We start from the raw sequence: 22950 nt of genomic DNA, 5'->3' as shown, positions 1-22950 counted from the left end.
GTCGCTCTTGCGCGTGGTTTATGCAGGGGCCGGGTATTTTCTGCTTCACTCAAGGCTCGCCCGAGGGCTGGCCGCCCGGATCATAGGGGAATGGCGTAATGGCAACGGTAGACCGCTGGCTGCTGCCAGATGGCATCGAAGAAGTACTGCCACCAGAAGCTGCGCGCATTGAAATCGCGCGCCGCCAGGTGTTGGATCTGTTCCAGAGCTGGGGTTACGAGTTTGTCGTGACCCCCCATATCGAGTACCTGGAATCCCTGCTGACCGGCGCGGGCCAGGACCTGGATCTGCGCACCTTCAAGGTCATCGACCCGCAATCGGGCCGGCAAATGGGCTTTCGTGCCGACATCACGCCGCAAGTGGCGCGCATTGATGCGCACACCCTGCGTCGTGAAGGGCCAAGCCGCCTGTGCTACGCCGGCAGCGTGCTGCATGCTCAACCGCGTGCCTTGTCGTCTTCCCGTAGCCCGATCCAGCTGGGCGCCGAGTTGTACGGCGATGCCAGCCCGAGCAGCGACGTGGAAGTCATCAGCCTGATGCTGGCCATGCTGCAACTGGCCGATGTGCCGGATGTGCACATGGACCTCGGGCATGTCGGCATCTACCGCGGCCTGGCCCGTGCGGCCGGCTTGTCGGGTGAAGTGGAACAACAGTTGTTCGATGCCCTGCAACGCAAGGCCATCGATGAAGTGATCGCCCTGACGGCGGGCGTGCCTGCCGACCTGGCCGGCATGCTGCGTGCGCTGGTAGACCTGTGTGGCGGCCGTGAAGTACTGACCGCCGCCCGTGATCGCCTGGCGAATGCGCCGGCTGACGTTTTGGCAGCTCTGGACGACGTGCTGGCGATTGCCGAGCAGTTGTCGGCGCGCTTCCCGCAGTTGCCGCTGTATTTTGATTTGGGTGAGTTGCGCGGTTACCACTACCACACCGGTGTGGTGTTCGCGGTGTTTGTCCCGGGTGTTGGCCAGGCCATCGCCCAGGGCGGTCGTTATGACGATATCGGCGCCGACTTCGGTCGTGCCCGTCCGGCGACCGGTTTTTCCACCGATTTGAAAACCCTGGTGACCCTGGGGCGTGCTGAGGTCGAGCTGCCGTCTGGCGGTATCTGGATGCCCGACAGTACGGACGCAGCACTCTGGCAGCAGGTTTGCCAGTTGCGCAGTGAGGGTCAACGTGTGGTCCAGGCCCTGCCTGGGCAGCCATTGGCCGCCGCCCGTGAAGCGGACTGCGACCGGCAATTGATTCTGCAGAACGGGCTTTGGCAAGTATCGCCACTGGCTTCTTGAGTTTTCCTGCCGGCCACTGCCGGCACCAAGTTTGCGCGAATGAGGACAAGTGTTATGGGTAAGAATGTCGTAGTCCTGGGCACCCAATGGGGTGATGAGGGCAAAGGCAAGATCGTTGATCTGCTGACCGAACATGCTGCCGCCGTAGTGCGCTACCAAGGTGGCCACAACGCTGGCCACACCCTGGTCATCGATGGCGAAAAAACCGTCTTGCACCTGATCCCGTCGGGTGTGTTGCGCGAAGGCGTACAGTGCCTGATCGGCAACGGCGTGGTGGTTGCACCTGACGCCCTGCTGCGCGAGATCACCAAGCTGGAAGAGAAAGGCGTACCTGTGCGTGAGCGCCTGCGTATCAGCCCGTCCTGCCCGCTGATCCTGTCCTTCCACGTTGCGCTGGACCAGGCCCGTGAAAAGGCCCGTGGCGAGCTGAAGATCGGTACGACCGGTCGTGGCATCGGCCCGGCCTACGAAGACAAGGTTGCACGTCGTGGCCTGCGTGTGGGCGACCTGCTCAACATGCCGCGCTTTGAAGACAAGCTGCGTGAGCTGGTGGATTACCACAACTTCATGCTGGTGGGTTACTACAAAGAGCCGGCCATCGAATTTGAAAAGACCCTGGCCGAGTGCAAGGAATACGCTGAGCTGCTCAAGCCGCTGATGCTGGACGTGACTGCCGAGCTGCACGACCTGCGTCGCGCTGGCAAAGACATCATGTTCGAAGGCGCCCAGGGATCGTTGCTGGACATCGACCACGGCACTTACCCGTACGTCACCAGTTCCAACACCACCGCTGGCGGCGTTGCGACGGGTTCGGGCGTCGGCCCGATGTTCCTGGACTACATCCTCGGCATCACCAAGGCCTACACCACGCGCGTAGGTTCGGGTCCGTTCCCGACTGAGCTGTTCGACGACGTCGGTGCGCACCTGGCCAAACAAGGTCACGAGTTCGGCGCTACTACTGGTCGTGCCCGTCGTTGTGGCTGGTTTGACGCCGTTATCCTGCGTCGCGCTATCGATGTGAACAGCATCTCGGGCATCTGCCTGACCAAGCTGGACGTACTCGACGGCCTGGAAACCATCAACATCTGTATCGGCTACAAAGATGCACAAGGCAAGGACGTTGCCCCAACCGACGCGGACAGCTACGTGGGCCTGCAGCCTGTGTACGAAGAAGTGCCGGGCTGGACCGAGTCGACCGTGGGCGCCAAGACCCTGGAAGAGCTGCCGGCCAACGCCCGCGCTTACATCAAGCGTGTTGAAGAGTTGATCGGTGCGCCAATCGACATTATTTCGACGGGCCCGGACCGCAACGAGACCATCGTTCTGCGTCACCCGTTCGCTTAATAAGCTGTTGATGTAAAACACAAAGGGTCCCTTCGGGGGCCCTTTGTCGTTTCTGTTTGCTATACGGCACGACCCTTGCTGTGTTTCTCTCTTTCGTGGTGCTATCAATTTAATGGCACCCCAGGTGGAGGGATTCACGATGTCTGCCGTTCTCTCATTGTTACAAAGCCGACTGTTGCGGCCGGTGTTCGTTACCCTAGGTATCGCTCTTTTGGTGCAAGTGCTGGTGGCGGTCGCGCTGACTCGGAGCACGGTCACCGCGCTGGAAGCTGATTTAGGTAATCGGCTGGGTGTCGACAGTCAGAAACTCTCCGGCGAACTGGCCCAGGCTGGCAAGGAAGTCACCTCCAGTCTGGACAGCCTGTCTTCCAGCACCCGCCAGCGTCTGACGGCAGGGCTTTCCACGCGTCTGCAGGACGAGCAGAAGCAACTGCGTGCGACCCTGGAAAAAGACCTGAAGGACTCCGCCAATGATATGGCGCAGCTGCTGGCTTCCGTGGCGCCCCGCGCCATGTGGGACAGCGACGTGCCGACCCTGTCGGAATTCGCCCGGCGTGCCCAGCGCAATCCCAATGTGTTGTTCGTGGTCTACGACGACGCCACTGGCCAGCATCTCACCCGCTACCTGAACCGGGAAAACCCGATTAATGCGGCGCTGCTGGAGAAAGGGCAGGGCGAGCGTGCTCTGGACAAGGTGCTGGATGCGGCGAAAAACGATCCGTCGGTTTACTACCTTGAGGCGTCCATCAGCCCCAACGGCGTGGAGATCGGCAAGGTCATCATGGGGGTTTCAACTGCTTCGGTGGACGTCGACTTGGCCGCACTGGATAAGCGTTTTGCCGCGCTGATTGCCAGCAGTGATCAACTGGTGGGCGACAGCCTCAAGGGGGCCGCAGCTGACAGCGCTTCGGCGATGGGCGCGCGCTTGCAGTCGGCGCAAGCCACGGCCACCCAGATGACCGCCAATACCACCCATGCCGTGCAAGAGGCGGCGGGCACGTTGCGCTGGCGTATCGGCATGGGCCTGGCGGTGGTCGGCTTTGGTGTGCTGTTGCTGATTGCCGTGGTGCTCGGGCGTCGCGTGGTCAATCGCCTGAAGTTGTTGATTGCAGCGATGGACGATCTGGCCGCGGGAGAGGGCGACCTGACCAAGCGCGTGCAGATCAACAGCCAGGACGAAATCGGCGACATGGCCTCGGCGGTCAATCGCTTTGTGGATAAGTTGCAGCCGATCGTGCGTGAGGCGGGCGATGTGGCCCAGCGTACCGGCGTGGAAATCGGTGCGATGACCTTGCGCAATGCCGGCGCCGACGCGGCCGCCGGCTTACAGCGTGATGAAGTTGCGGAGAGCCTGCGGGCGCTGTCGCAAATGGCGGATGAGGCCCAGGCGGAAAGCCATGCGATGCAGGCAGCGTTGCAGCAGGTGGTGGATATTCGCCAGGCGACTGATGAGAACTCACGTACTTCTGCCGAAGTCGGCAGCCTGATCGAGGCGTTGGCGGGGCAGGTGCAGGCCGGGTCCAGGGTGATCGAGCGGCTGGCTCAGCAGAGCGAGCAGATCGAGGTGGTCCTGACGGTGATCCACGGGATTGCCGAGCAAACCAACCTGCTGGCGCTCAATGCGGCGATCGAAGCGGCCCGGGCTGGTGAGACCGGTCGCGGTTTTGCGGTGGTGGCGGACGAGGTACGTGCCCTGGCCAGTAAAACCCAGAGTTCTACCGGTGATATCCAGGCCCACATCGTGGCGTTGCAGCAAGGCGCCCGTGAGGCGGTGGAGACCATCGGCAAGGCCGGGCGCCAGGCCAGCGAAGGTTTGCTGGTGTTGCGCGACAGCGTGCGCCTGCAACAGTCGGTGCAGGCCTCGGTAGAGCAGGTGCATGCGGCGATTGGCCTGGCGACCCGTGCGGCTGAGCATCAGGCGCAAGGCGCGCATGCGGTGCGTGGGCGGGTGGAAATCATCCATGCCCAGGCAGAGCGGGCCGCTCAGGCGGTGGTGGAGACTACCGCCAGTGGCAAGGTGCTGGATGGGCTGGCGGCGCAGCTGAAGGCGAGCCTGGGGCAGTTTCGGGCTTGATGTCGCCTGTTTCGGCCTCATCGCAGGCAAGCCAGCTCCCACGCTCGATCGAGTTCCAGTTTTGGAATACGGTCAAGTGTGGGAGCTGGCTTGCCTGTGATGGCGGCTTCAGCGACTCAGATACATCCGCGTCGTAAGCAAATACACCGGCAGCCCCGACACCAAAATCAACAATGCTGCATAGGGCGCCGCTGCCGCGAATTCCACATTCGAGGTATGCGCCCACACGGCAGTCGCCAAGGTGTTCAGCCCGGTAGGGCTGAGCAGCAACGTGGCCGTCAATTCCTTCATCGCATCCAGGAACACCAGCGCAAACGCCGCGCCCAGTGCCGGGAAAATAATCGGCAATGTCACCCGGCAAAACGCACTGAACGACGACGCGCCCAGGGTTCTCGCCGCTTCTTCCAGCTGCGGTGCCGCCTTGTTCAGCGCCGTGCGGATCGGCGCCTGGGCCAGCGGCAAAAACAGCAACGCATAAGCAATCAGCAACAACGCCGACGTCTGATACAGCGCCGGCACGTAATGCAGCGCGAAATACACCAGCGTCAGCGCAATCACCAGGCCGGGCAGGGCGTGCAGCAAGTACGGCAGGCGTTCGGCCCACAGAGCGAGCCGGCCCTTGTAGCGCACCACCAGCAGGCCCACCGGTACTGCAAACAACAGGCACAGCGCGGCGCCACCTAGGGAGAGTGCCAATGAGGAAAGCAGTGCCTCGCTGATCTCGGCGACCGGAAACGCCGCTGAGCTGCCCACGGCCAGCCAATAACCGAGCATGCCCAGTGGAATGCCGCTCCCAATAATCGCCAGGAGCAGGCAATACAGCTGCCCCAGAGGCGCCCATTTACCGAGTCGAACCTGTTCAGCGTGTCGTGCCGCGCCCTGCCCGGTGCGCACATGCCGGCCTTTGCCGCGCACCCGCAGTTCCAGCCAAAGCAGCGTCAGGCACATCACCAGCAGAACGGCCGACAGCATCGCTGCATTGGCATTGCTGAACTCCAGCTCGAATTGCTGATAGATCGCGGTGGTAAATGTCTGCAAGCCGATGATCGACAGTGCGCCGAACTCCACCAGCATATGCAGGGCAATCAACAGTGCCCCGGCCAGCAGTGATGGCCACAGTAAAGGCAAGGTGATGCGAAAGAACACGCCCCAGCGATTCAGGCCAAGGGTGCGGGCCGATTCTTCCAGGGATGGATCAAGATTGCGCAGAGTTGCCGCCACCGGCAGAAACACCAGTGGGTATTTAGAAAGGGTCATCACCAGGATCGCTCCGCCCAACCCTTCAAAGTTGGCGCTTAACGAAACCCAGGTAAAGCTGCTGACAAACGCCGGCACCGCAAACGGTAGGCACAGAATCACTCCCCAGATACGCCGGCCCGGCAGGTTGCTGCGTTCCAGCAGCCAGGCCAGCGACAGGCCGATCACGCCGCAGGCCACGGTCACGCCGACCATCAGCGCCAAGGTGTTGCGCAGCAACCCGAACACATAAGGCCGCCACAGCAAGTGCACGGCCTCGGCCCAGCCCGCTTGCCAGGCCTTGAGGCCGACATACACCAGCGGCAACAGGCTCAGCCCCACCAGTAGCAGGACCGGCAGCAGCAACCCGATCGAAGGGCGCTTGCGTCTTGGCGTAAAACCCCCGCGCAAAGCGGGGGTGGGGAGCGATGGGTTCATCAGTTCAAGCCAACGTCACGTTCCATTTCCAGGGCTTCTTCGGCGTTGCCCAGGTCGGCAGGGGTGACTTTCGGCGGTTGCAGCTCGCTGAAAGGCTTGAGGCCGCGGTTGGATTCCATACCCTTGCGCAGCGGGTATTCGGCGGAGGTGTTGGTGATGACCCGTTGGCCTTCTTCGCTGGCCATGAAAGCCAACAGTTGCTGGGCTTCTTTTGGATGCTTGCTGGATTTCAGCGCAGCCGCGGCAGACACGGTAATCAGGCCGCCCGCATCACCGTTGGTGAAGTAGTGCAGTTGGGAATCCAGATTGGTTTTTTCTTTCTTCAGGGCGAACCAGTAGTAGTTGTTCACCAGTACAGTGGCTACTTCGCCATTTTCCACGGCTTTGAGCGCAACCATGTTGTTGCTGTAGACCTTGCCGAACGCCCGCAGGCCGGTCAGCCATTCTTCAGCCGCTTCGCGACCGTGCAGTTTGATAATTGCTACGGCCTGTTCCTGGAACGCGCCGCTGGTCGGTACGAAACCGACCTTGCCTTGCCATTCAGGACCGGCGAAATCCAGTACCGACTTGGGCAGGTCTTTTTCGGCGATCAGTTTCGGGTTGAACGCCACGACGCGGGTGCGTGCGGTCACGCCCATCCAGGCGCCATTGGCGGCTACATATTCCTTGGGCAATACATCGAGGGTGCTGGCGTCAATGGTCGCAAGCAGGCCTTGCTCGCCGAGTTTATTCAGCGGCGGCGATTCTTCGGTGTAGATCACGTCGGCAGGGGAGCGGTCGCCTTCTTCGACGACCTGGCTGGCCAGCTGGTTGCTGCTGCCTTTGCGCACATTGACGTGGATGCCTGTCTTGTCTTCGAAGGCCTTGGCAAGTTCATCGCCGACCTCCTTGTGTTGGCCGTTGTACAGGGTCAGGGCGACCTTGTCGGCAGAATAGGCGGCGGGCGAGAGCAGGGTCAGGCCGAGCAGAGTGATGGTCAGGCCACGCAGAAGGGATGTCTTGAGACGGGTATCGCGGATCATCATCCGGGGTTTTCCTCACTTGAGTGCAACAAATCCTTACAAGGATAAACGATAAAACTTCTCAAGTGCGGGCGAGGGGGGAAATCAGCGGGCAGGTTTTCAAACCCCGGAAACGAAAAAACCCGCTTTCGCGGGTTTGATCTGAATTTGGTGCCCAGGAGAAGACTCGAACTTCCACGACCTTGCGATCACCAGCACCTGAAGCTGGCGTGTCTACCAATTTCACCACCTGGGCATTATCAACGCTTGCGCTGTTGATGGAACGAACTATACGGAGGGCTTTTTGATCTGTAAACCCCTGATTCAAAAATATAAATCAAGATTCTCGTTAAAAATCAAAGGCCTGAAACGCAAAAACCCGCTTTCGCGGGTTTTTGGAGACTCGAGGAAGAACCTTGAGTTTGAAATTGGTGCCCAGGAGAAGACTCGAACTTCCACGACCTTGCGATCACCAGCACCTGAAGCTGGCGTGTCTACCAATTTCACCACCTGGGCAGCATCAACAACGTTGCCGTCGTCGATGGCGCGCACTATACGGAGGCTATTTTCTGCTGTAAAGCCCTGCCATGAAAAAAGTCTGGAATATTTCGTGGGCGGTCGCGCAAGGTGCATTCCAAGGGCTACAAAGTGCTTTTACGGGCTTGTTGACACCTGAAATTTCCCGTTTCAATACGCGTATGCCAAACTAACCCGCATATAGACAAGGTGAAAACTCTCTAATGGCCGATTGGCAGTCCCTCGATCCCGAGGCCGCTCGTGAAGCGGAAAAATATGAAAACCCTATTCCTAGCCGCGAACTGATCCTGGCGCACCTCGCCGATCGGGGTTCGCCTGCTAGCCGCGAGCAGCTGGTTGAAGAATTCGGTCTGACCACCGAAGACCAACTCGAAGCCCTGCGTCGCCGCCTGCGCGCCATGGAGCGCGATGCCCAGTTGATCTACACCCGCCGTGGCACGTACGCGCCTGTGGACAAGCTCGACCTGATCCTCGGCCGCATCGCCGGCCACCGTGACGGTTTCGGCTTCCTGATCCCCGACGATGGCAGCGACGACCTGTTCATGAGCCCGGCGCAAATGCGCCTGGTGTTCGATGGCGACCGTGCCCTGGCGCGCGTTTCCGGCCTCGACCGTCGCGGTCGCCGCGAAGGCGTGATCGTCGAAGTGGTGTCCCGTGCCCACGAGTCCATCGTTGGTCGTTACTTCGAAGAAGGCGGCATCGGCTTTGTCGTGCCGGATAACCCGAAGGTCCAGCAGGAAGTGCTGATCACCCCGGGCCGCAATGGCGCCGCCAAGGTCGGTCAGTTCGTCGAGGTGAAAATCACCCACTGGCCAACTGCGCGCTTCCAGCCACAGGGCGATATCGTCGAAGTGGTCGGCAACTACATGGCGCCGGGCATGGAAATCGATGTTGCGCTGCGCACCTACGATATCCCCCACGTCTGGCCTGAGGCGGTGCTGAAAGAAGCCTCCAAGCTCAAGCCTGAAGTTGAAGAAAAAGACAAAGAGAAACGCATCGACCTGCGCCATCTGCCGTTCGTCACCATTGACGGCGAAGATGCCCGCGACTTCGACGATGCGGTCTACTGCGAAGCCAAGCCCGGCAAACTGCGCCTGTTCTCCGGCGGCTGGAAGTTGTTCGTCGCGATTGCCGACGTGTCCAGCTACGTGAAGATCGGTTCGGCCCTGGACAACGAAGCCCAGGTGCGCGGCAACTCGGTGTACTTCCCCGAGCGCGTGATCCCGATGCTGCCTGAGCAGCTGTCGAACGGTTTGTGCTCCCTGAACCCGAAAGTCGACCGTTTGGCCATGGTGTGCGAGATGACCATCTCGAAAACCGGCGAAATGACCGACTACCAGTTCTACGAAGCGGTGATCCACTCCCAGGCCCGCCTGACCTACAACAAGGTCAGCACCATCCTGGAACAGCCGAAAACCAGCGAAGCCAAAGCCTTGCGCGGTGAGTACGGCCATGTCGTGCCGCACCTCAAGCAGCTCTATGCGCTGTACAAGGTGCTGCTGGGCGCTCGTCACGTGCGTGGCGCGATCGACTTCGAAACCCAGGAAACCCGGATTGTCTTCGGTTCCGAGCGCAAGATCGCCGCGATCACTCCGACCACGCGTAACGATGCTCACAAGCTGATCGAGGAATGCATGCTGGCCGCCAACGTGGCCACCGCAGAATTCCTGAAGAAGCACGAGATTCCTGCGTTGTACCGGGTGCACGACGGCCCGCCGCCGGAGCGTCTGGAGAAGCTGCGCGCGTTCCTCGGTGAGCTCGGCCTGTCCCTGCACAAAGGCAAGGACGGCCCGACGCCGAAGGACTACCAGGCTCTGCTCGCGAGCATCAAGGACCGTCCGGATTACCACGTGATCCAGACCGTCATGCTGCGCTCGCTGAGCCAGGCGGTGTACAGCGCTGATAACCAAGGCCACTTCGGCCTGAATTATGAGGCGTACACCCACTTCACCTCGCCGATTCGCCGTTACCCGGACTTGCTCACGCACCGGGCGATCCGCAGCGTGATCCATTCCAAGCAGAACACCCCGCACGTCAAGCGCGCCGGTGCCATGACCATTCCGAAGGCACGGATCTATCCGTACGACGAAGCGGCCCTGGAACAGCTGGGCGAGCAGTGCTCCATGAGCGAACGACGTGCCGACGAAGCCACCCGCGACGTGGTGAACTGGCTCAAGTGCGAGTTCATGAAAGACCGCGTGGGCGAGTCGTTCCCGGGTGTGATCACCGCCGTTACCGGTTTTGGCCTGTTCGTCGAGCTGACCGATATCTACGTCGAGGGCCTGGTGCACGTCACCGCTTTGCCGGGTGACTACTACCACTTCGACCCTGTGCATCACCGCCTGGCGGGCGAGCGCACCGGTCGCAGCTTCCGTTTGGGCGACACCGTGGAAGTGCAGGTCATGCGCGTCGACCTCGACGAGCGCAAGATCGACTTCGGCATGCCAGACAAGCCTGTTGAGCCGACTGGCCGTAAAAAACGTGGCAACGAAACTGCAGCGCCGGCCGCCAAAGGCAAAGGGGCTCCTGCGAAAGCAGCAGTCGCCGAGCCAGCACCTGCCAAGCCTGCTCGTCGTTCGTCTGCCAAGGACAAGGCCCCCGAAGCCTACCGCCCTAGCGATGCCGCGGCGAAAAACGCCGAGCTGCGCAAGAGCCGCGAGTTGAAGCAGCAGTTGCTCAACGAAGCCAAAAGCGGTGGTAAAGCGGCGTCTGGGGGAAAGTCCCGCGAGGCGGAAAAACCGTCGAGCAAGCCGAGTAAACACCGTAAAGGCCCGCCAAAAGCGGGTTCGGCCCCCGCGAAAAGCGGCGGGTCGCGCAAACCTAAGGCCAAGTCATGAGTCTGGAAAAAATCTACGGCGTTCACGCCGTAGAAGCGTTGCTGCGTCACCACCCGAAGCGTGTCAAACAGGTGTGGTTGGCAGAAGGCCGTAGTGAGCCGCGTGTACAAGCGCTGGTCGAGTTGGCCAATCAAAACAAGGTTGCTATCGGCCAGGCCGAGCGTCGTGAAATGGACGTCTGGGTCGAAGGCGTTCACCAGGGTGTGGTCGCGGACGTAAGCCCGAGCCAGGTCTGGGGCGAGGCGATGCTCGACGAGTTGCTCGATCGCACCGAAGGCGCGCCGCTGCTGCTGGTGCTCGACGGCGTGACCGATCCGCACAACCTGGGTGCCTGCCTGCGTTCGGCCGATGCTGCCGGCGCACTGGCGGTGATCGTGCCTAAAGACAAGTCGGCCACCTTGACGCCTGTGGTGCGTAAAGTCGCCTGCGGTGCGGCAGAAGTGATTCCGCTGGTGGCGGTGACCAACCTGGCGCGTACCCTGGAGAAACTCCAGCAGCGCGGCTTGTGGGTCGTGGGTACGGCGGGAGAGGCCGAGGTCAGCATTTATGACCAGGACCTCACCGGCCCGACCATCCTGATCATGGGCGCCGAAGGCAAAGGCATGCGTCGCCTGACCCGTGAACATTGCGACTACCTGGTGCACCTGCCGATGGCCGGTAGCGTCAGCAGCCTCAACGTTTCAGTCGCAACGGGCGTCTGCCTGTTCGAAGCCCAGCGCCAGCGTGGCGCCAAGGCCAAAGCCAAGAAATAAGGCTTAAGAGCGACGCAAGACCCTGTGGGAGCCGGGCTTGCCCGCGATGGCGGTGTGTCAGTCAGCAGAGATGTTGCCTGTGCCATTGTCATCGCAGGCAAGCCAGCTCCCACATTTGTTTTTGTGGGGTGGGGTGACTGTTCAAATAATCACCAATCACCTTGCACCCTTTCTCCCCCTTCTCTACAATTGCGCCCCTTGCCTTCATGGCAGGCACGCATGTGCCTCCCTTCGGCAAGATCCATAAGTGTCATTCACTCCTTGTCTGACCGTTTTTGAGCGGCAGGCTACAACCCGTAAGGAGCATTCATGCGTCATTACGAAATCATCTTTTTGGTCCACCCGGATCAAAGCGAGCAAGTCGGCGGCATGGTAGAGCGTTACACCAAGCTGATCGAAGAAGACGGCGGCAAAATCCACCGTCTGGAAGATTGGGGCCGTCGTCAACTGGCCTACGCAATCAACAATGTTCACAAGGCTCACTACGTGATGCTGAACGTTGAGTGCACTGGCAAGGCCCTGGCCGAGCTGGAAGACAACTTCCGCTACAACGATGCAGTGATCCGTAACCTGGTCATCCGTCGCGAAGAAGCCGTTACCGGCCAATCCGAGATGCTCAAGGCTGAAGAAAACCGCAGTGAGCGCCGTGAGCGTCGCGACCGTCCTGAGCACGAAGGCGCTGAAAGCGCTGACAGTGATGACAGCGACAACAGCGATAACGCTGACGAGTAATCCACGGACCTTTTAAGGAGCCTATCAAATGGCACGTTTCTTCCGTCGTCGTAAATTCTGCCGCTTCACCGCTGAAGACGTGAAGGAGATCGATTACAAAGATCTCAACACTCTGAAAGCCTACGTATCCGAGACCGGCAAAATTGTTCCAAGCCGCATCACCGGTACCAAAGCTCGTTATCAGCGTCAGCTGGCCACCGCTATCAAGCGCGCCCGCTTCCTGGCCCTGCTGGCCTACACCGACAGCCACGGCCGCTGAGACCGGGCAGTCGACAAGTAGTAAGGGATTGAATGCATGCGCGCCTTAGCTGAGTTCATCATGCGCGGTCGTGTGCAGGCCACTCTGGTAGTGGCTGGATGTGCAGCATTGCCGTTGTTGTATTGGTTGGGTGCTGCTGCAGGTTGCCTTGTGCTCCTGCGGCGCGGTTTGAAGGACGCCCTTGGCGTTCTTGCCCTGGGAATACTGCCGGCCTTGGTCTGGTGGTTGAAATTCGATGATCCACGGGTACTTCTGGTACTGCTCGGTTCATCGACCCTTGCGTTGGTTTTACGCGCAAGTGAGTCCTGGGTCCGTACGCTGCTGGTCAGCGTGGCATTGGGGTTGGTGTATTCACTGGCGCTTGGCGCGGCTTTCCGCCCGCAAATCGAGGCGCTGGCGCAGGAGATCATAAAGATCCTGCCGCTGGCCCTCGGGGATCTCTACCAGCAGTTATCGGTAGAGGAGCGAGCGCGTCTCGCGTCAGTGATTGCACCGATGCTTACCGGCCTGATTGCGGCCTTGTTGCAGATCGTCAGCGTGCTGAGCCTGATTCTTGGGCGTTACTGGCAGGCGTTGTTGTATAACCCGGGCGGTTTTGGTCGCGAATTTCGCAGTATCAGAATCCCCGCAGGACCCGCGATGTTGCTGCTGGCGTTCATGGTGGTCGGGCCGACGTTTGGCCTGGCGCTGTTGGTGCCGTTGTGCAGCGTACCGCTGGTATTCGCCGGCCTGTCCCTGATTCATGGGCTGGTGGCGCAAAAGCGACTGGGCAGATTCTGGCTGGTGGGGTTGTACGTAACGCTGTTGCTGTTCATGCAGCTGATCTATCCGTTACTCGTGGTCTTGGCCATTGTCGACGGCCTGATTGATTTTCGCGGTCGTCTGGCGCCGAAAGACGCCGATAACGCGAACGGTGAAGGTTAAAAGTTAGAGGATTTTCACATGCAACTGATCCTTCTGGAAAAAGTCGCCAACCTGGGCAACCTGGGCGACAAAGTGAACGTTAAGGCCGGCTACGGTCGTAACTACCTGCTGCCATACGGCAAAGCCACCGCTGCAACCGCTGCCAACCTGGCTGCGTTTGAAGAGCGTCGTGCCGAGCTGGAAAAAGCAGCAGCAGACAAAAAAGCTTCGGCCGAAACTCGCGCTGCCCAACTGGCTGAGCTGGAAGTGACTATCACTGCCACCGCCGGTGACGAAGGCAAGCTGTTCGGTTCGATCGGCACCCACGACATCGCTGATGCACTGACCGCCTCCGGCGTTGAAGTGCAGAAGAGCGAAGTTCGTCTGCCGAACGGCACCATCCGCAACGTTGGCGAATTCGATGTAGCCGTGCACCTGCACGCTGAAGTCGAAGCAACCGTACGCGTTGTTGTGGTAGCTGCTTAAGCAGTACCTAACTGACTGGCACCTCGCGTGCCGGGCGGTTAACATCGGGCACGATCCTGTTTACAGGTCGTGCCTTTTGTTTTTCTGTAGCCCCTGATTCTCCAACTATTCCAAGTGGCCATGAACGATATCTCCGCTCCTGAGCAATATGATCTGCAAACCGCTGCCCTGAAGGTGCCGCCGCATTCCATCGAGGCCGAACAGGCCGTGCTCGGTGGTTTGATGCTGGACAACAACGCCTGGGAGCGCGTGCTGGATCAAGTCTCGGACGGCGATTTCTACCGTCATGACCACCGCCTGATCTTCCGCGCCATTGCCAAGCTGGCTGACCAGAACTCACCGATCGACGTGGTGACCCTGGCCGAGCAACTGGACAAGGAAGGCCAGACGTCCCAAGTGGGCGGCCTGGGTTACCTGGGCGAACTGGCGAAGAACACGCCATCGGTCGCCAACATCAAGGCCTATGCGCAGATCGTCCGTGCGCGGGCCACGTTGCGCCAGTTGATCGGCATTGCCACCGAGATCGCCGACAGCGCCTTCAACCCCGAAGGCCGTACCGCCGAAGAGATCCTCGACGAGGCCGAACGGCAGATCTTCCAGATCGCCGAAGCCCGGCCGAAAACCGGCGGCCCGGTCAGCGTCAACGACCTGCTGACCAAGGCCATCGACCGTATCGATACCCTGTTCAACACCGACAACGCCATCACCGGCCTGTCCACCGGCTACACCGACCTGGATGGCATGACCAGCGGCTTGCAGCCCGCGGACTTGATCATCGTCGCCGGTCGTCCGTCCATGGGTAAAACCACCTTCGCCATGAACCTGGTGGAAAACGCCGTGTTGCGCAGCGACAAGGCGGTACTGGTTTATTCCCTGGAGATGCCAGGTGAATCGCTGATCATGCGTATGTTGTCGTCCCTTGGCCGCATCGACCAGACCAAGGTGCGTGCCGGTCGCCTGGAAGACGACGATTGGCCGCGCCTGACCTCGGCGGTCAACCTGCTCAACGACCGCAAGCTGTTCATCGATGACACCGCGGGCATCAGCCCGTCGGAAATGCGCGCACGTACCCGACGCCTGGTGCGTGAGCACGGCGACATCGCCCTGATCATGATCGACTATCTGCAGTTGATGCAGATCCCGGGCTCAAGCGGTGACAGCCGGACCAACGAGATTTCCGAGATTTCCCGCTCGTTGAAAGCCCTCGCCAAGGAATTCAACTGCCCGGTGGTTGCCCTGTCGCAGCTCAACCGGTCCCTGGAGCAACGTCCCAACAAGCGCCCGATCAACTCCGACTTGCGGGAATCCGGAGCGATCGAGCAGGATGCTGACGTGATCATGTTCGTTTACCGGGACGAGGTGTATCACCCGGAAACCGAGCATAAAGGCATCGCCGAAATCATTATCGGCAAGCAGCGTAACGGCCCGATCGGCACCACGCGCCTGGCCTTTATCGGTAAATACACCCGCTTCGAAAACCTGGCGCCGGGCAGCTATAACTTCGAAGACGAGTAAATAGTCGTCCCACCAATTCCGACTGCAAAGGTCGGAATTGGTCAAATTTTGTGCTATATTCCGCGCCCGCGATTTTTCATCTCAACACCGGTCACCGTCATGCAAACAGCCAAGCCGTTATTTGACTATCCCAAGTACTGGGCCGAATGTTTCGGTCCTGCGCCATTCCTGCCGATGAGCAGGGAGGAGATGGATCAGCTTGGCTGGGATTCATGCGACATCATCATCGTCACCGGTGACGCGTACGTGGACCATCCGTCGTTCGGCATGGCAATCATCGGCCGGCTGCTGGAGTCCCAGGGCTTTCGCGTCGGGATCATTGCCCAGCCCAACTGGCAGTCCAAAGACGACTTCATGAAGCTCGGCGAGCCGAACCTGTTCTTCGGCGTCGCGGCCGGCAACATGGACTCGATGATCAACCGCTACACCGCCGACAAGAAAATCCGTTCCGATGACGCCTACACCCCAGGTGGCATGGCCGGCAAACGTCCGGACCGCGCCAGCCTGGTCTACAGCCAGCGCTGCAAGGAAGCCTACAAGCATGTGCCGATCGTACTCGGCGGCATCGAGGCCTCCCTGCGCCGCATCGCCCACTACGACTACTGGCAGGACCGGGTGCGCAACTCGATCCTGATCGACGCCTGCGCCGACATCCTGCTGTACGGCAACGCCGAGCGGGCCATCGTCGAAGTTGCCCAGCGCTTGTCGTGGGGCCACAAGATCGAAGACATCACCGACGTGCGCGGCACCGCGTTCATTCGCCGTGACACGCCTGAAGGCTGGTACGAAGTGGACTCCACCCGTATCGACCGCCCGGGCAAGATCGACAAGATCATCAACCCGTACGTGAACACCCAGGACACCCAGGCCTGCGCCATCGAGCAGGAAAAGGGCCCGGTGGAAGACCCGGAAGAAGCCAAGGTCGTACAGATCCTGGCCAGCCCGCGCATGACCCGCGACAAGACGGTTATCCGTCTGCCGTCCGTGGAAAAAGTCCGTGGCGACTCGGTCCTGTACGCCCACGCCAACCGCGTGTTGCACCTGGAAACCAATCCGGGCAACGCCCGCGCCCTGGTGCAGAAGCATGGTGAAGTGGACGTGTGGTTCAACCCGCCGCCCATTCCCATGACCACCGAAGAAATGGACTACGTGTTTGGCATGCCTTACGCCCGTATTCCGCACCCGGCGTACGGCAAGGAAAAGATCCCGGCCTACGACATGATCCGTTTCTCGGTGAACATCATGCGTGGCTGCTTCGGCGGCTGCACCTTCTGCTCGATCACCGAGCACGAAGGCCGGATCATCCAGAACCGTTCCGAAGAGTCGATCATTCGCGAAATCGAAGAGATCCGCGACAAGGTGCCCGGCTTCACCGGCGTCATCTCCGATCTCGGCGGTCCGACCGCGAACATGTACCGTATTGCCTGCAAGAGCCCGGAAATCGAATCCGCGTGCCGCAAGCCGTCCTGCGTGTTCCCGGGCATCTGTCCGAACCTGAACACCGACCACTCGTCGCTGATTCAGCTGTACCGCAGCGCCCGTGCGTTGCCGGGTGTGAAGAAGATTCTGATCGCTTCCGGCTTGCGCTACGACCTCGCGGTCGAGTCGCCGGAGTACGTCAAAGAGCTGGTGACCCACCACGTTGGTGGCTACCTGAAGATCGCCCCGGAACACACCGAGGAAGGTCCGCTCAACCAGATGATGAAACCGGGCATTGGCAGCTATGACAAGTTCAAGCGCATGTTCGAGAAGTACACCAAGGAAGCGGGCAAGGAGCAGTACCTGATTCCTTACTTCATCGCCGCCCACCCGGGCACCACCGATGAAGACATGATGAACCTGGCCCTGTGGCTCAAGGGCAACGGCTTCCGCGCCGACCAGGTGCAGGCGTTCTATCCCTCGCCAATGGCCACCGCCACGGCGATGTACCACTCGGGCAAGAACCCGCTGCGCAAGGTCACCTACAAGAGCGACGCGGTGACCATCGTCAAGAGCGAAGAACAGCGCCGCCTGCACAAGGCCTTCCTGCGCTACCACGACCCGAAAGGCTGGCCGATGCTGCGTGAAGCCTTGACCCGCATGGGCCGGGCCGACCTGATCGGGCCGGGCAAGGAGCAACTGATTCCGTTGCACCAACCGTCCACCGACAGCTACCAGAGCGCCCGTCGCAAGAACTCGACGCCGGCTGGCAGCCACAAGGTGGCGAAGGAAACCACCACCAAGATCCTCACCCAGCACACCGGCTTGCCGCCGCGTGGCAGTGATGGCAGCAACCCGTGGGACAAGCGCGAGCAAGCCAAGGCCGCGGCCATGGCGCGCAACAAGCAGGCCGCCAAGGAACGCACCGACGCGGCCAAGGGCAAAGGCAAGAAGCCAGCCCGCAAGCCGGTCGTGCCGCGTTGATCGCAGCCTGAATCGCAAAACGCCAGCCTCGTGCTGGCGTTTTGCTTTCTAGCGGGTGGGTAGCCTGTTTGTTAAGGTGGCGCCCATCAAATCGCCATCGCGGGCAAGCCCGGCTCCCACAGGAGAATGCATTCCAAATGTGGGAGTCGGGCTTGCCCGCGATGGGGTCAGTCAGCTCAGCATCATTTCAAGGAAGAACACCCCCATGAGCAGCCCCCTGCTTGGCATCGGCATGGATTCCAACCGCTCCCAGTTCATGGCGCGCCAGCGCATCGAAAGTGAAATCAACCTGCCCCGGATATTTGCCGCCATTGACGCCGACCCTGGCATTGTTGGCGCGGGCGTGGTGTATATCGACGCGGATTTCAACGTCATCACCCTGCGCGAATTCAAGCCGATCTGCAGCATCCAACCTAAGCGGATCATCGTGCGCGAGGCGCAGCGATACATCGCCCCGGCCCAGTTCGCCGATCAGGTCATAAACAACCCACGAGAAGGGCGACTGATTGGCGAAGCCATCAACACCACCCTGTCCTGTGGTGGCGCGATCATTGGCTGGCTGGTGGTATTGAGCGGCACCATTGCCGTGCCGTTTACTGCGGGTGCGAGTTCGGTCATGACCGTCATCGGCTATGCCAGCGCCACTGCCAGTACCGCATCCTGCCTGGTAGGCGCGTTTCGTACCCGCAATGAAATCGTCAACCCGGGCATGAATGACTATCTGGATAACGAAGAGTGGTACCAGTACGCCACAAAAATCATGGATGGCGCCGCATTGGTGGGCGTGGGGGCATCGACCCTGACCACTGTAAAACTGATCAATGTCACCCGTGCAGCCACCGGCAAAAGCCTGCGCCAGGTGCTTAAAGGTCTCAATGGTCATGAGCGGGAAAAGTTAACCAAAGAACTGCTGAAAATCGCCGACCCGCAGATGTCGACCAAGATGCGCAAGTTCTTGCAACTGAGTGGTGAGTTGCCCAAGCGCTTCACTCCGACCCAGCTCAAGCACGCCACCATCGTTCAGATCGGCGATGCTTTCAGTGCCGGGTTAGGCGTTTGGGGGCTGAAGCGCTCAGACAACTACAAGCAGGCCAAAACTTTTGCGATTGGCTTGTACGAGGAAACCGAGTGATGAGTGGCGTCCCATCGTTAAAGCCGTTTTTGCTTGAGCATTTCCCGTCGTTCATCGGTGTGATTCTCGCCGGCTGCCTCGGCGGTTCCGGCGCAATTTCCCTGGCGGCGAGTACCTATTTTGCCGACGTCCCCATGGCCACCAATGCAACCGTGTCCTGGTTCGTGGTGATGTTCGCCGCGCTGTTCGTGACCAACAGCAACTTCCTGGTTGTGCGCGGGCACACGTGGGCCGTGTGGGGCATGGTGGTGTTTTTTGTGGTGTGCCTGCTGGTGGTATTGCCGACGCTGCAATACCGTCCGCACTGGTTTATCTACAGCGAATGCCTGTTCTGGCCATTGCTCGGGTTGTTGCTGATCAACAGCAAGGGCTATCGGTCGATGGTGAAGAAACTGGCTGAAGTGCGGCGGCTGCGTGAGGCGGCTAAAGCGGCCTGACTGGGTAGATTCACCACCCATCCTCACACTCCCGCCACAAATATGTGCAACCCTCGCACCACGACGGCGGCTACCGCGCCGTTTTGGTGCTGTACTGCACCGGGTCTCACGATAAAGCGCAATGACCGCTGCTCTGGCATAAGTCTTGCGCGCTTTGTTTCCATGCCCTGGCTCGCAGGAGGCCGCCGTGTCGATTCATGTCGCGTTGCACCACGTTACGCATTACCGCTACGACCGCGCGGTCGAACTCGGCCCACAGATTGTTCGTCTGCGTCCGGCGGCCCATAGCCGCACGCGGATTTTGTCCTACGCGCTGAAAGTGCTGCCGGAGCAGCACTTCATCAATTGGCAGCAAGACCCCCAGGGCAATTACCTGGCGCGTCTGGTATTCCCGGAAAAGACCGACGAGTTGCGCATCGAGGTCGATCTGGTCGCCGAGATGGCGGTGTTCAACCCGTTCGACTTTTTCCTTGAGCCCTACGCCGAAAAAATCCCCTTCAGCTATGCCGCCGATGAGCAGCGCGAGCTGGCGCCGTACCTGGAAACCTTGCCGCTGACCCCGAGATTTGCCGCGTATCTGGCGGGTATCGACCGTACGCCATTGCCGGCGGTGGATTTCCTCGTAGGGCTCAATCAGCGTCTGGCGGCGGATATCGGCTACCTGATCCGCATGGAACCGGGCGTGCAAACCCCGGAATTCACCCTGGAAAATGCCTCCGGCTCGTGCCGCGACTCGGCGTGGCTGCTGGTGCAACTGCTGCGTAACCTGGGGCTGGCGGCGCGGTTTGTGTCCGGCTATCTGATCCAGCTGACCGCCGACGTCAAAGCCCTCGACGGCCCGTCCGGCACCGAAGTGGACTTCACCGACCTGCACGCCTGGTGCGAAGTGTATTTGCCCGGCGCCGGCTGGATCGGCCTCGATGCCACCTCCGGCTTGTTCGCCGGTGAAGGCCATATCCCGTTGGCCTGCAGTCCTGATCCGTCTTCCGCGGCGCCCATCAGTGGTCTGGTGGAGCCGTGCGAGTGCGAATTTACCCACGAGATGTCCGTGGAGCGGATTTGGGAAGCCCCACGGGTTACCAAGCCCTACACCGAAGAGCAGTGGCTGGCGATCCAGGCGCTGGGCCGGCAGATTGATGGCGACCTGCTCAAGGACGACGTACGCCTGACCATGGGCGGCGAACCGACCTTTGTCTCCATCGACGACCCCGACGGCGCCGAATGGAACACCGCCGCCCTGGGCCCGGACAAACGCCGACTGTCCGCCGAGCTGTTCCAGCGCATGCGCAAGCACTATGCGCCCAAGGGGCTGGTGCACTTCGGCCAGGGCAAGTGGTACCCGGGCGAGCAACTGCCGCGCTGGTCCCTCAACTGCTACTGGCGCCGCGACGGCGTGCCGATCTGGCACAACAGCGCGCTGATCGCCGATGAGCAGGAAAGCTACGGCGCCGACGGCGTGATGGCCGGGCGGTTTCTGGCCAGCGTCGCCGAACGCCTGAAGCTGCCTGCGCAGTTTGTATTCCCGGCCTACGAAGACAATTTCTATTACCTGTGGCGCGAAGGCGCCTTGCCGCAAAACGTCAGCGCCGAAGATCCGCGTCTGGACGACAAACTTGAGCGCGACCGCCTGCGCAAGGTCTTCAGTCAGGGCCTGGATAAAGTCATCGGCCAGGTGCTGCCGCTGGCACGCACGGCGGCCAATGACCGCTGGCAGAGCGGGCGCTGGTACCTGCGGGACAACCACTGCCGCCTGGTGCCGGGCGATTCTCCCCTGGGTTATCGCCTGCCACTCGCCTCACAGCCGTGGGTGACGGCGGCGGATTATCCGTTCGTGCATCCCGTTGATCCCAACCAGGATTTGGCTGAGCTGCCGACCACCTCACAACTGCAAAGCCATGGCGAGGCGGCCACCCGCCCAGACCGGATCCCGAAGATCGACGAGTCTGCCGACTGGCTGACCCGCACCGCTCTGTGCGCCGAAGCGCGGGAAGGCCGGTTGTACCTGTTCATGCCGCCGCTGGAACGGGTCGAGGATTATCTGGAACTGGTGGCGGCCATCGAAGCCACCGCCGAAGAACTGCATTGCCCGGTGCTGCTGGAAGGCTACGAGCCGCCGAGCGACCCACGCCTGAGCAACTTCCGGGTGACGCCGGACCCGGGTGTGATCGAGGTCAACGTGCAGCCGTCCGCCACCTGGGACGAGTTGGTGGAGCGCACTGAGTTTCTCTACGAAGAAGCCCGGCAAACCCGCCTCACCACTGAAAAATTCATGATCGACGGCCGCCACACCGGCACCGGCGGCGGGAACCACTTTGTGCTTGGCGGTGCTACGCCCAAGGACTCGCCGTTCCTGCGGCGCCCCGATCTGCTGCGCAGCCTGATCAGCTACTGGCATAACCACCCGTCGCTGTCCTACCTGTTTTCCGGCCTGTTCATCGGCCCGACTTCCCAGGCGCCACGGGTCGACGAAGCGCGCAACGATGCGTTGTACGAACTGGAAATCGCCTTCGCCCAGATGCCCGACGCGGGCGAGGAATGCCCGCCATGGTTGGTGGACCGCCTGCTGCGCAACCTGCTGATCGACGTCACCGGTAACACCCACCGCGCCGAGTTCTGCATCGACAAGCTCTACTCGCCCGACGGTGCCACCGGGCGCCTGGGCCTGCTGGAATTGCGCGCCTTTGAGATGCCGCCCCACGCGCGCATGAGCCTGACCCAGCAACTGCTGCTGCGGGCGCTGGTGGCGCGTTTCTGGCGTGAACCCTATGCGCCGCCGAAGCTGGCGCGCTGGGGCACGGAGCTGCACGACCGTTTCCTGCTGCCGCACTTTATCGAGCAGGATTTTGCCGACGTGATCGTCGAGTTGAACGCTGCCGGTTATCCGCTGCGGGCCGAGTGGTTTGCCGCGCACCTGGAATTCCGTTTTCCCAAGGTCGGCGACTACGCCGTCAGCGGTATCGAACTGGAACTGCGCCAGGCCCTGGAGCCCTGGCATGTACTGGGTGAGGAGGGCGCCGTGGGCGGCACGGTGCGCTACGTGGATTCGTCCCTGGAGCGCTTGCAGGTCAAGTTGAGCGGCCTGCCGCCCCAGCGTTACCTGCTGACCTGCAACGGCATCCCGGTGCCGCTGCAACCCACCGGACGCGTCGGCGAGTTTGTCGCCGGTGTGCGGTATCGGGCCTGGCAACCGGCCAACTGTTTGCAACCGACCATCCCGGTGCATGCGCCGCTGGTATTTGATCTTTTGGACACGTGGATGCAGCGCTCGCTGGGTGGTTGCCAGTACCATGTCGCCCATCCGGGCGGGCGTAATTACGACAGCCTGCCGGTGAATGCCAACGAAGCTGAAAGCCGGCGGATGGCGCGGTTTTTCCGCCTGGGGCACAGCCCGGGGAAATTGCCGGTGCCGAGCGTGGTGATCAATGATGAATTGCCGATGACCCTGGATTTGCGGCGCTTTGCAAAAAAAACAGAGGATTGAATGTACATAATCCCGAAAGCGACAAATCTCTAATGTGGGAGCTGGCTTGCCTGCGATAGCATCACCTCGGTACACCAGATGCACCGAGGTGCCTGCA

Annotated in this window: 16 protein-coding genes and 2 tRNA genes; 14 read left to right on the top strand and 4 right to left on the bottom strand. The window is 60.9% G+C overall.

Annotated elements, in window-relative coordinates:
- The first annotated feature begins 98 nt into the window (after nt 1–98).
- The 3 genes from HKK54_RS07875 (at nt 99) to HKK54_RS07865 (ending at nt 4704) form a co-directional block, all read left to right on the top strand.
- Nucleotides 99–1286, top strand: coding sequence for an ATP phosphoribosyltransferase regulatory subunit (locus tag HKK54_RS07875; protein WP_010173801.1), 1188 nt, complete (start codon nt 99–101; stop codon nt 1284–1286).
- A 54-nt stretch (nt 1287–1340) separates the two neighbouring features.
- Nucleotides 1341–2630 (top strand): adenylosuccinate synthase, encoded by a 1290-nt coding sequence (locus HKK54_RS07870; protein WP_078469554.1) that lies wholly within the window; start codon nt 1341–1343, stop codon nt 2628–2630.
- Nucleotides 2631–2769: 139 nt separating this feature from the next.
- Nucleotides 2770–4704, top strand: coding sequence for a methyl-accepting chemotaxis protein (locus tag HKK54_RS07865; RefSeq protein WP_010173803.1), 1935 nt, complete (start codon nt 2770–2772; stop codon nt 4702–4704).
- 108 nt (nt 4705–4812) lie between these two features.
- Here HKK54_RS07865 and HKK54_RS07860 read toward each other — a convergent pair whose 3' ends face one another.
- From HKK54_RS07860 to HKK54_RS07845, 4 genes are all read right to left on the bottom strand, one after another.
- Nucleotides 4813–6378, bottom strand: coding sequence for an ABC transporter permease (locus tag HKK54_RS07860; RefSeq protein ID WP_169386505.1), 1566 nt, complete (start codon nt 6376–6378; stop codon nt 4813–4815).
- Nucleotides 6378–7403, bottom strand: coding sequence for an extracellular solute-binding protein (locus HKK54_RS07855; RefSeq protein ID WP_169386504.1), 1026 nt, complete (start codon nt 7401–7403; stop codon nt 6378–6380). Before HKK54_RS07855 ends, HKK54_RS07860 begins: the two co-directional genes overlap by 1 nt.
- A 145-nt stretch (nt 7404–7548) precedes the next feature.
- A tRNA-Leu gene (locus HKK54_RS07850) sits at nt 7549–7635 on the bottom strand.
- Between the two features lie 173 nt (nt 7636–7808).
- Nucleotides 7809–7895, bottom strand: a tRNA-Leu gene (locus tag HKK54_RS07845).
- 224 nt (nt 7896–8119) lie between these two features.
- Here HKK54_RS07845 and rnr point away from each other — a divergent pair.
- The 11 genes from rnr (at nt 8120) to HKK54_RS07790 (ending at nt 22853) form a co-directional block, all read left to right on the top strand.
- Nucleotides 8120–10753, top strand: coding sequence for a ribonuclease R (gene rnr / locus HKK54_RS07840; RefSeq protein ID WP_169386503.1), 2634 nt, complete (start codon nt 8120–8122; stop codon nt 10751–10753).
- Complete coding sequence (gene rlmB / locus HKK54_RS07835; RefSeq protein ID WP_003217493.1) at nt 10750–11505, top strand: 23S rRNA (guanosine(2251)-2'-O)-methyltransferase RlmB; 756 nt, start codon at nt 10750–10752, stop codon at nt 11503–11505. Before rnr ends, rlmB begins: the two co-directional genes overlap by 4 nt.
- Nucleotides 11506–11814: 309 nt before the next feature.
- On the top strand, nt 11815–12237 hold the full coding sequence (gene rpsF, locus HKK54_RS07830) for a 30S ribosomal protein S6 (RefSeq protein WP_003217491.1): 423 nt from the start codon (nt 11815–11817) through the stop codon (nt 12235–12237).
- A gap of 28 nt (nt 12238–12265) precedes the next feature.
- Nucleotides 12266–12496, top strand: coding sequence for a 30S ribosomal protein S18 (rpsR, locus tag HKK54_RS07825; RefSeq protein WP_002551829.1), 231 nt, complete (start codon nt 12266–12268; stop codon nt 12494–12496).
- Nucleotides 12497–12532: 36 nt separating this feature from the next.
- Complete coding sequence (locus tag HKK54_RS07820) at nt 12533–13420, top strand: hypothetical protein (protein WP_010173874.1); 888 nt, start codon at nt 12533–12535, stop codon at nt 13418–13420.
- A gap of 18 nt (nt 13421–13438) precedes the next feature.
- On the top strand, nt 13439–13885 hold the full coding sequence (rplI, locus tag HKK54_RS07815) for a 50S ribosomal protein L9 (protein WP_003171376.1): 447 nt from the start codon (nt 13439–13441) through the stop codon (nt 13883–13885).
- A 120-nt stretch (nt 13886–14005) separates the two neighbouring features.
- On the top strand, nt 14006–15400 hold the full coding sequence (dnaB, locus tag HKK54_RS07810; protein WP_003217484.1) for a replicative DNA helicase: 1395 nt from the start codon (nt 14006–14008) through the stop codon (nt 15398–15400).
- Between the two features lie 99 nt (nt 15401–15499).
- Complete coding sequence (locus tag HKK54_RS07805) at nt 15500–17803, top strand: YgiQ family radical SAM protein (RefSeq protein WP_169386502.1); 2304 nt, start codon at nt 15500–15502, stop codon at nt 17801–17803.
- Between the two features lie 205 nt (nt 17804–18008).
- Entirely contained in the window at nt 18009–18935 is a 927-nt protein-coding gene (locus HKK54_RS07800) for an NAD synthetase (RefSeq protein ID WP_169386501.1), read from the top strand.
- Entirely contained in the window at nt 18935–19372 is a 438-nt protein-coding gene (locus HKK54_RS07795) for a hypothetical protein (protein WP_010173878.1), read from the top strand. Before HKK54_RS07800 ends, HKK54_RS07795 begins: the two co-directional genes overlap by 1 nt.
- 187 nt (nt 19373–19559) lie before the next feature.
- Complete coding sequence (locus tag HKK54_RS07790; protein WP_169386500.1) at nt 19560–22853, top strand: transglutaminase family protein; 3294 nt, start codon at nt 19560–19562, stop codon at nt 22851–22853.
- Nucleotides 22854–22950 lie beyond the last annotated feature (97 nt).

It is taken from the genome of Pseudomonas sp. ADAK13 (assembly GCF_012935715.1).
Classification (GTDB): domain Bacteria; phylum Pseudomonadota; class Gammaproteobacteria; order Pseudomonadales; family Pseudomonadaceae; genus Aquipseudomonas.
This window is presented reverse-complemented; position numbering and strand designations above follow the sequence as displayed.

Coding starts and splice junctions, on each gene's coding strand:
- HKK54_RS07800 (WP_169386501.1), top strand. CDS start 18,009: ATGAGCAGCCCCCTGCTTGGCATCGGCATGGATTCCAACCGCTCCCAG.
- rpsR (WP_002551829.1), top strand. CDS start 12,266: ATGGCACGTTTCTTCCGTCGTCGTAAATTCTGCCGCTTCACCGCTGAA.
- HKK54_RS07870 (WP_078469554.1), top strand. CDS start 1,341: ATGGGTAAGAATGTCGTAGTCCTGGGCACCCAATGGGGTGATGAGGGC.
- HKK54_RS07855 (WP_169386504.1), bottom strand. CDS start 7,403: ATGATGATCCGCGATACCCGTCTCAAGACATCCCTTCTGCGTGGCCTG.
- dnaB (WP_003217484.1), top strand. CDS start 14,006: ATGAACGATATCTCCGCTCCTGAGCAATATGATCTGCAAACCGCTGCC.
- rnr (WP_169386503.1), top strand. CDS start 8,120: ATGGCCGATTGGCAGTCCCTCGATCCCGAGGCCGCTCGTGAAGCGGAA.
- rpsF (WP_003217491.1), top strand. CDS start 11,815: ATGCGTCATTACGAAATCATCTTTTTGGTCCACCCGGATCAAAGCGAG.
- rplI (WP_003171376.1), top strand. CDS start 13,439: ATGCAACTGATCCTTCTGGAAAAAGTCGCCAACCTGGGCAACCTGGGC.
- HKK54_RS07805 (WP_169386502.1), top strand. CDS start 15,500: ATGCAAACAGCCAAGCCGTTATTTGACTATCCCAAGTACTGGGCCGAA.
- HKK54_RS07860 (WP_169386505.1), bottom strand. CDS start 6,378: ATGAACCCATCGCTCCCCACCCCCGCTTTGCGCGGGGGTTTTACGCCA.
- HKK54_RS07865 (WP_010173803.1), top strand. CDS start 2,770: ATGTCTGCCGTTCTCTCATTGTTACAAAGCCGACTGTTGCGGCCGGTG.
- HKK54_RS07875 (WP_010173801.1), top strand. CDS start 99: ATGGCAACGGTAGACCGCTGGCTGCTGCCAGATGGCATCGAAGAAGTA.
- HKK54_RS07820 (WP_010173874.1), top strand. CDS start 12,533: ATGCGCGCCTTAGCTGAGTTCATCATGCGCGGTCGTGTGCAGGCCACT.
- rlmB (WP_003217493.1), top strand. CDS start 10,750: ATGAGTCTGGAAAAAATCTACGGCGTTCACGCCGTAGAAGCGTTGCTG.
- HKK54_RS07795 (WP_010173878.1), top strand. CDS start 18,935: ATGAGTGGCGTCCCATCGTTAAAGCCGTTTTTGCTTGAGCATTTCCCG.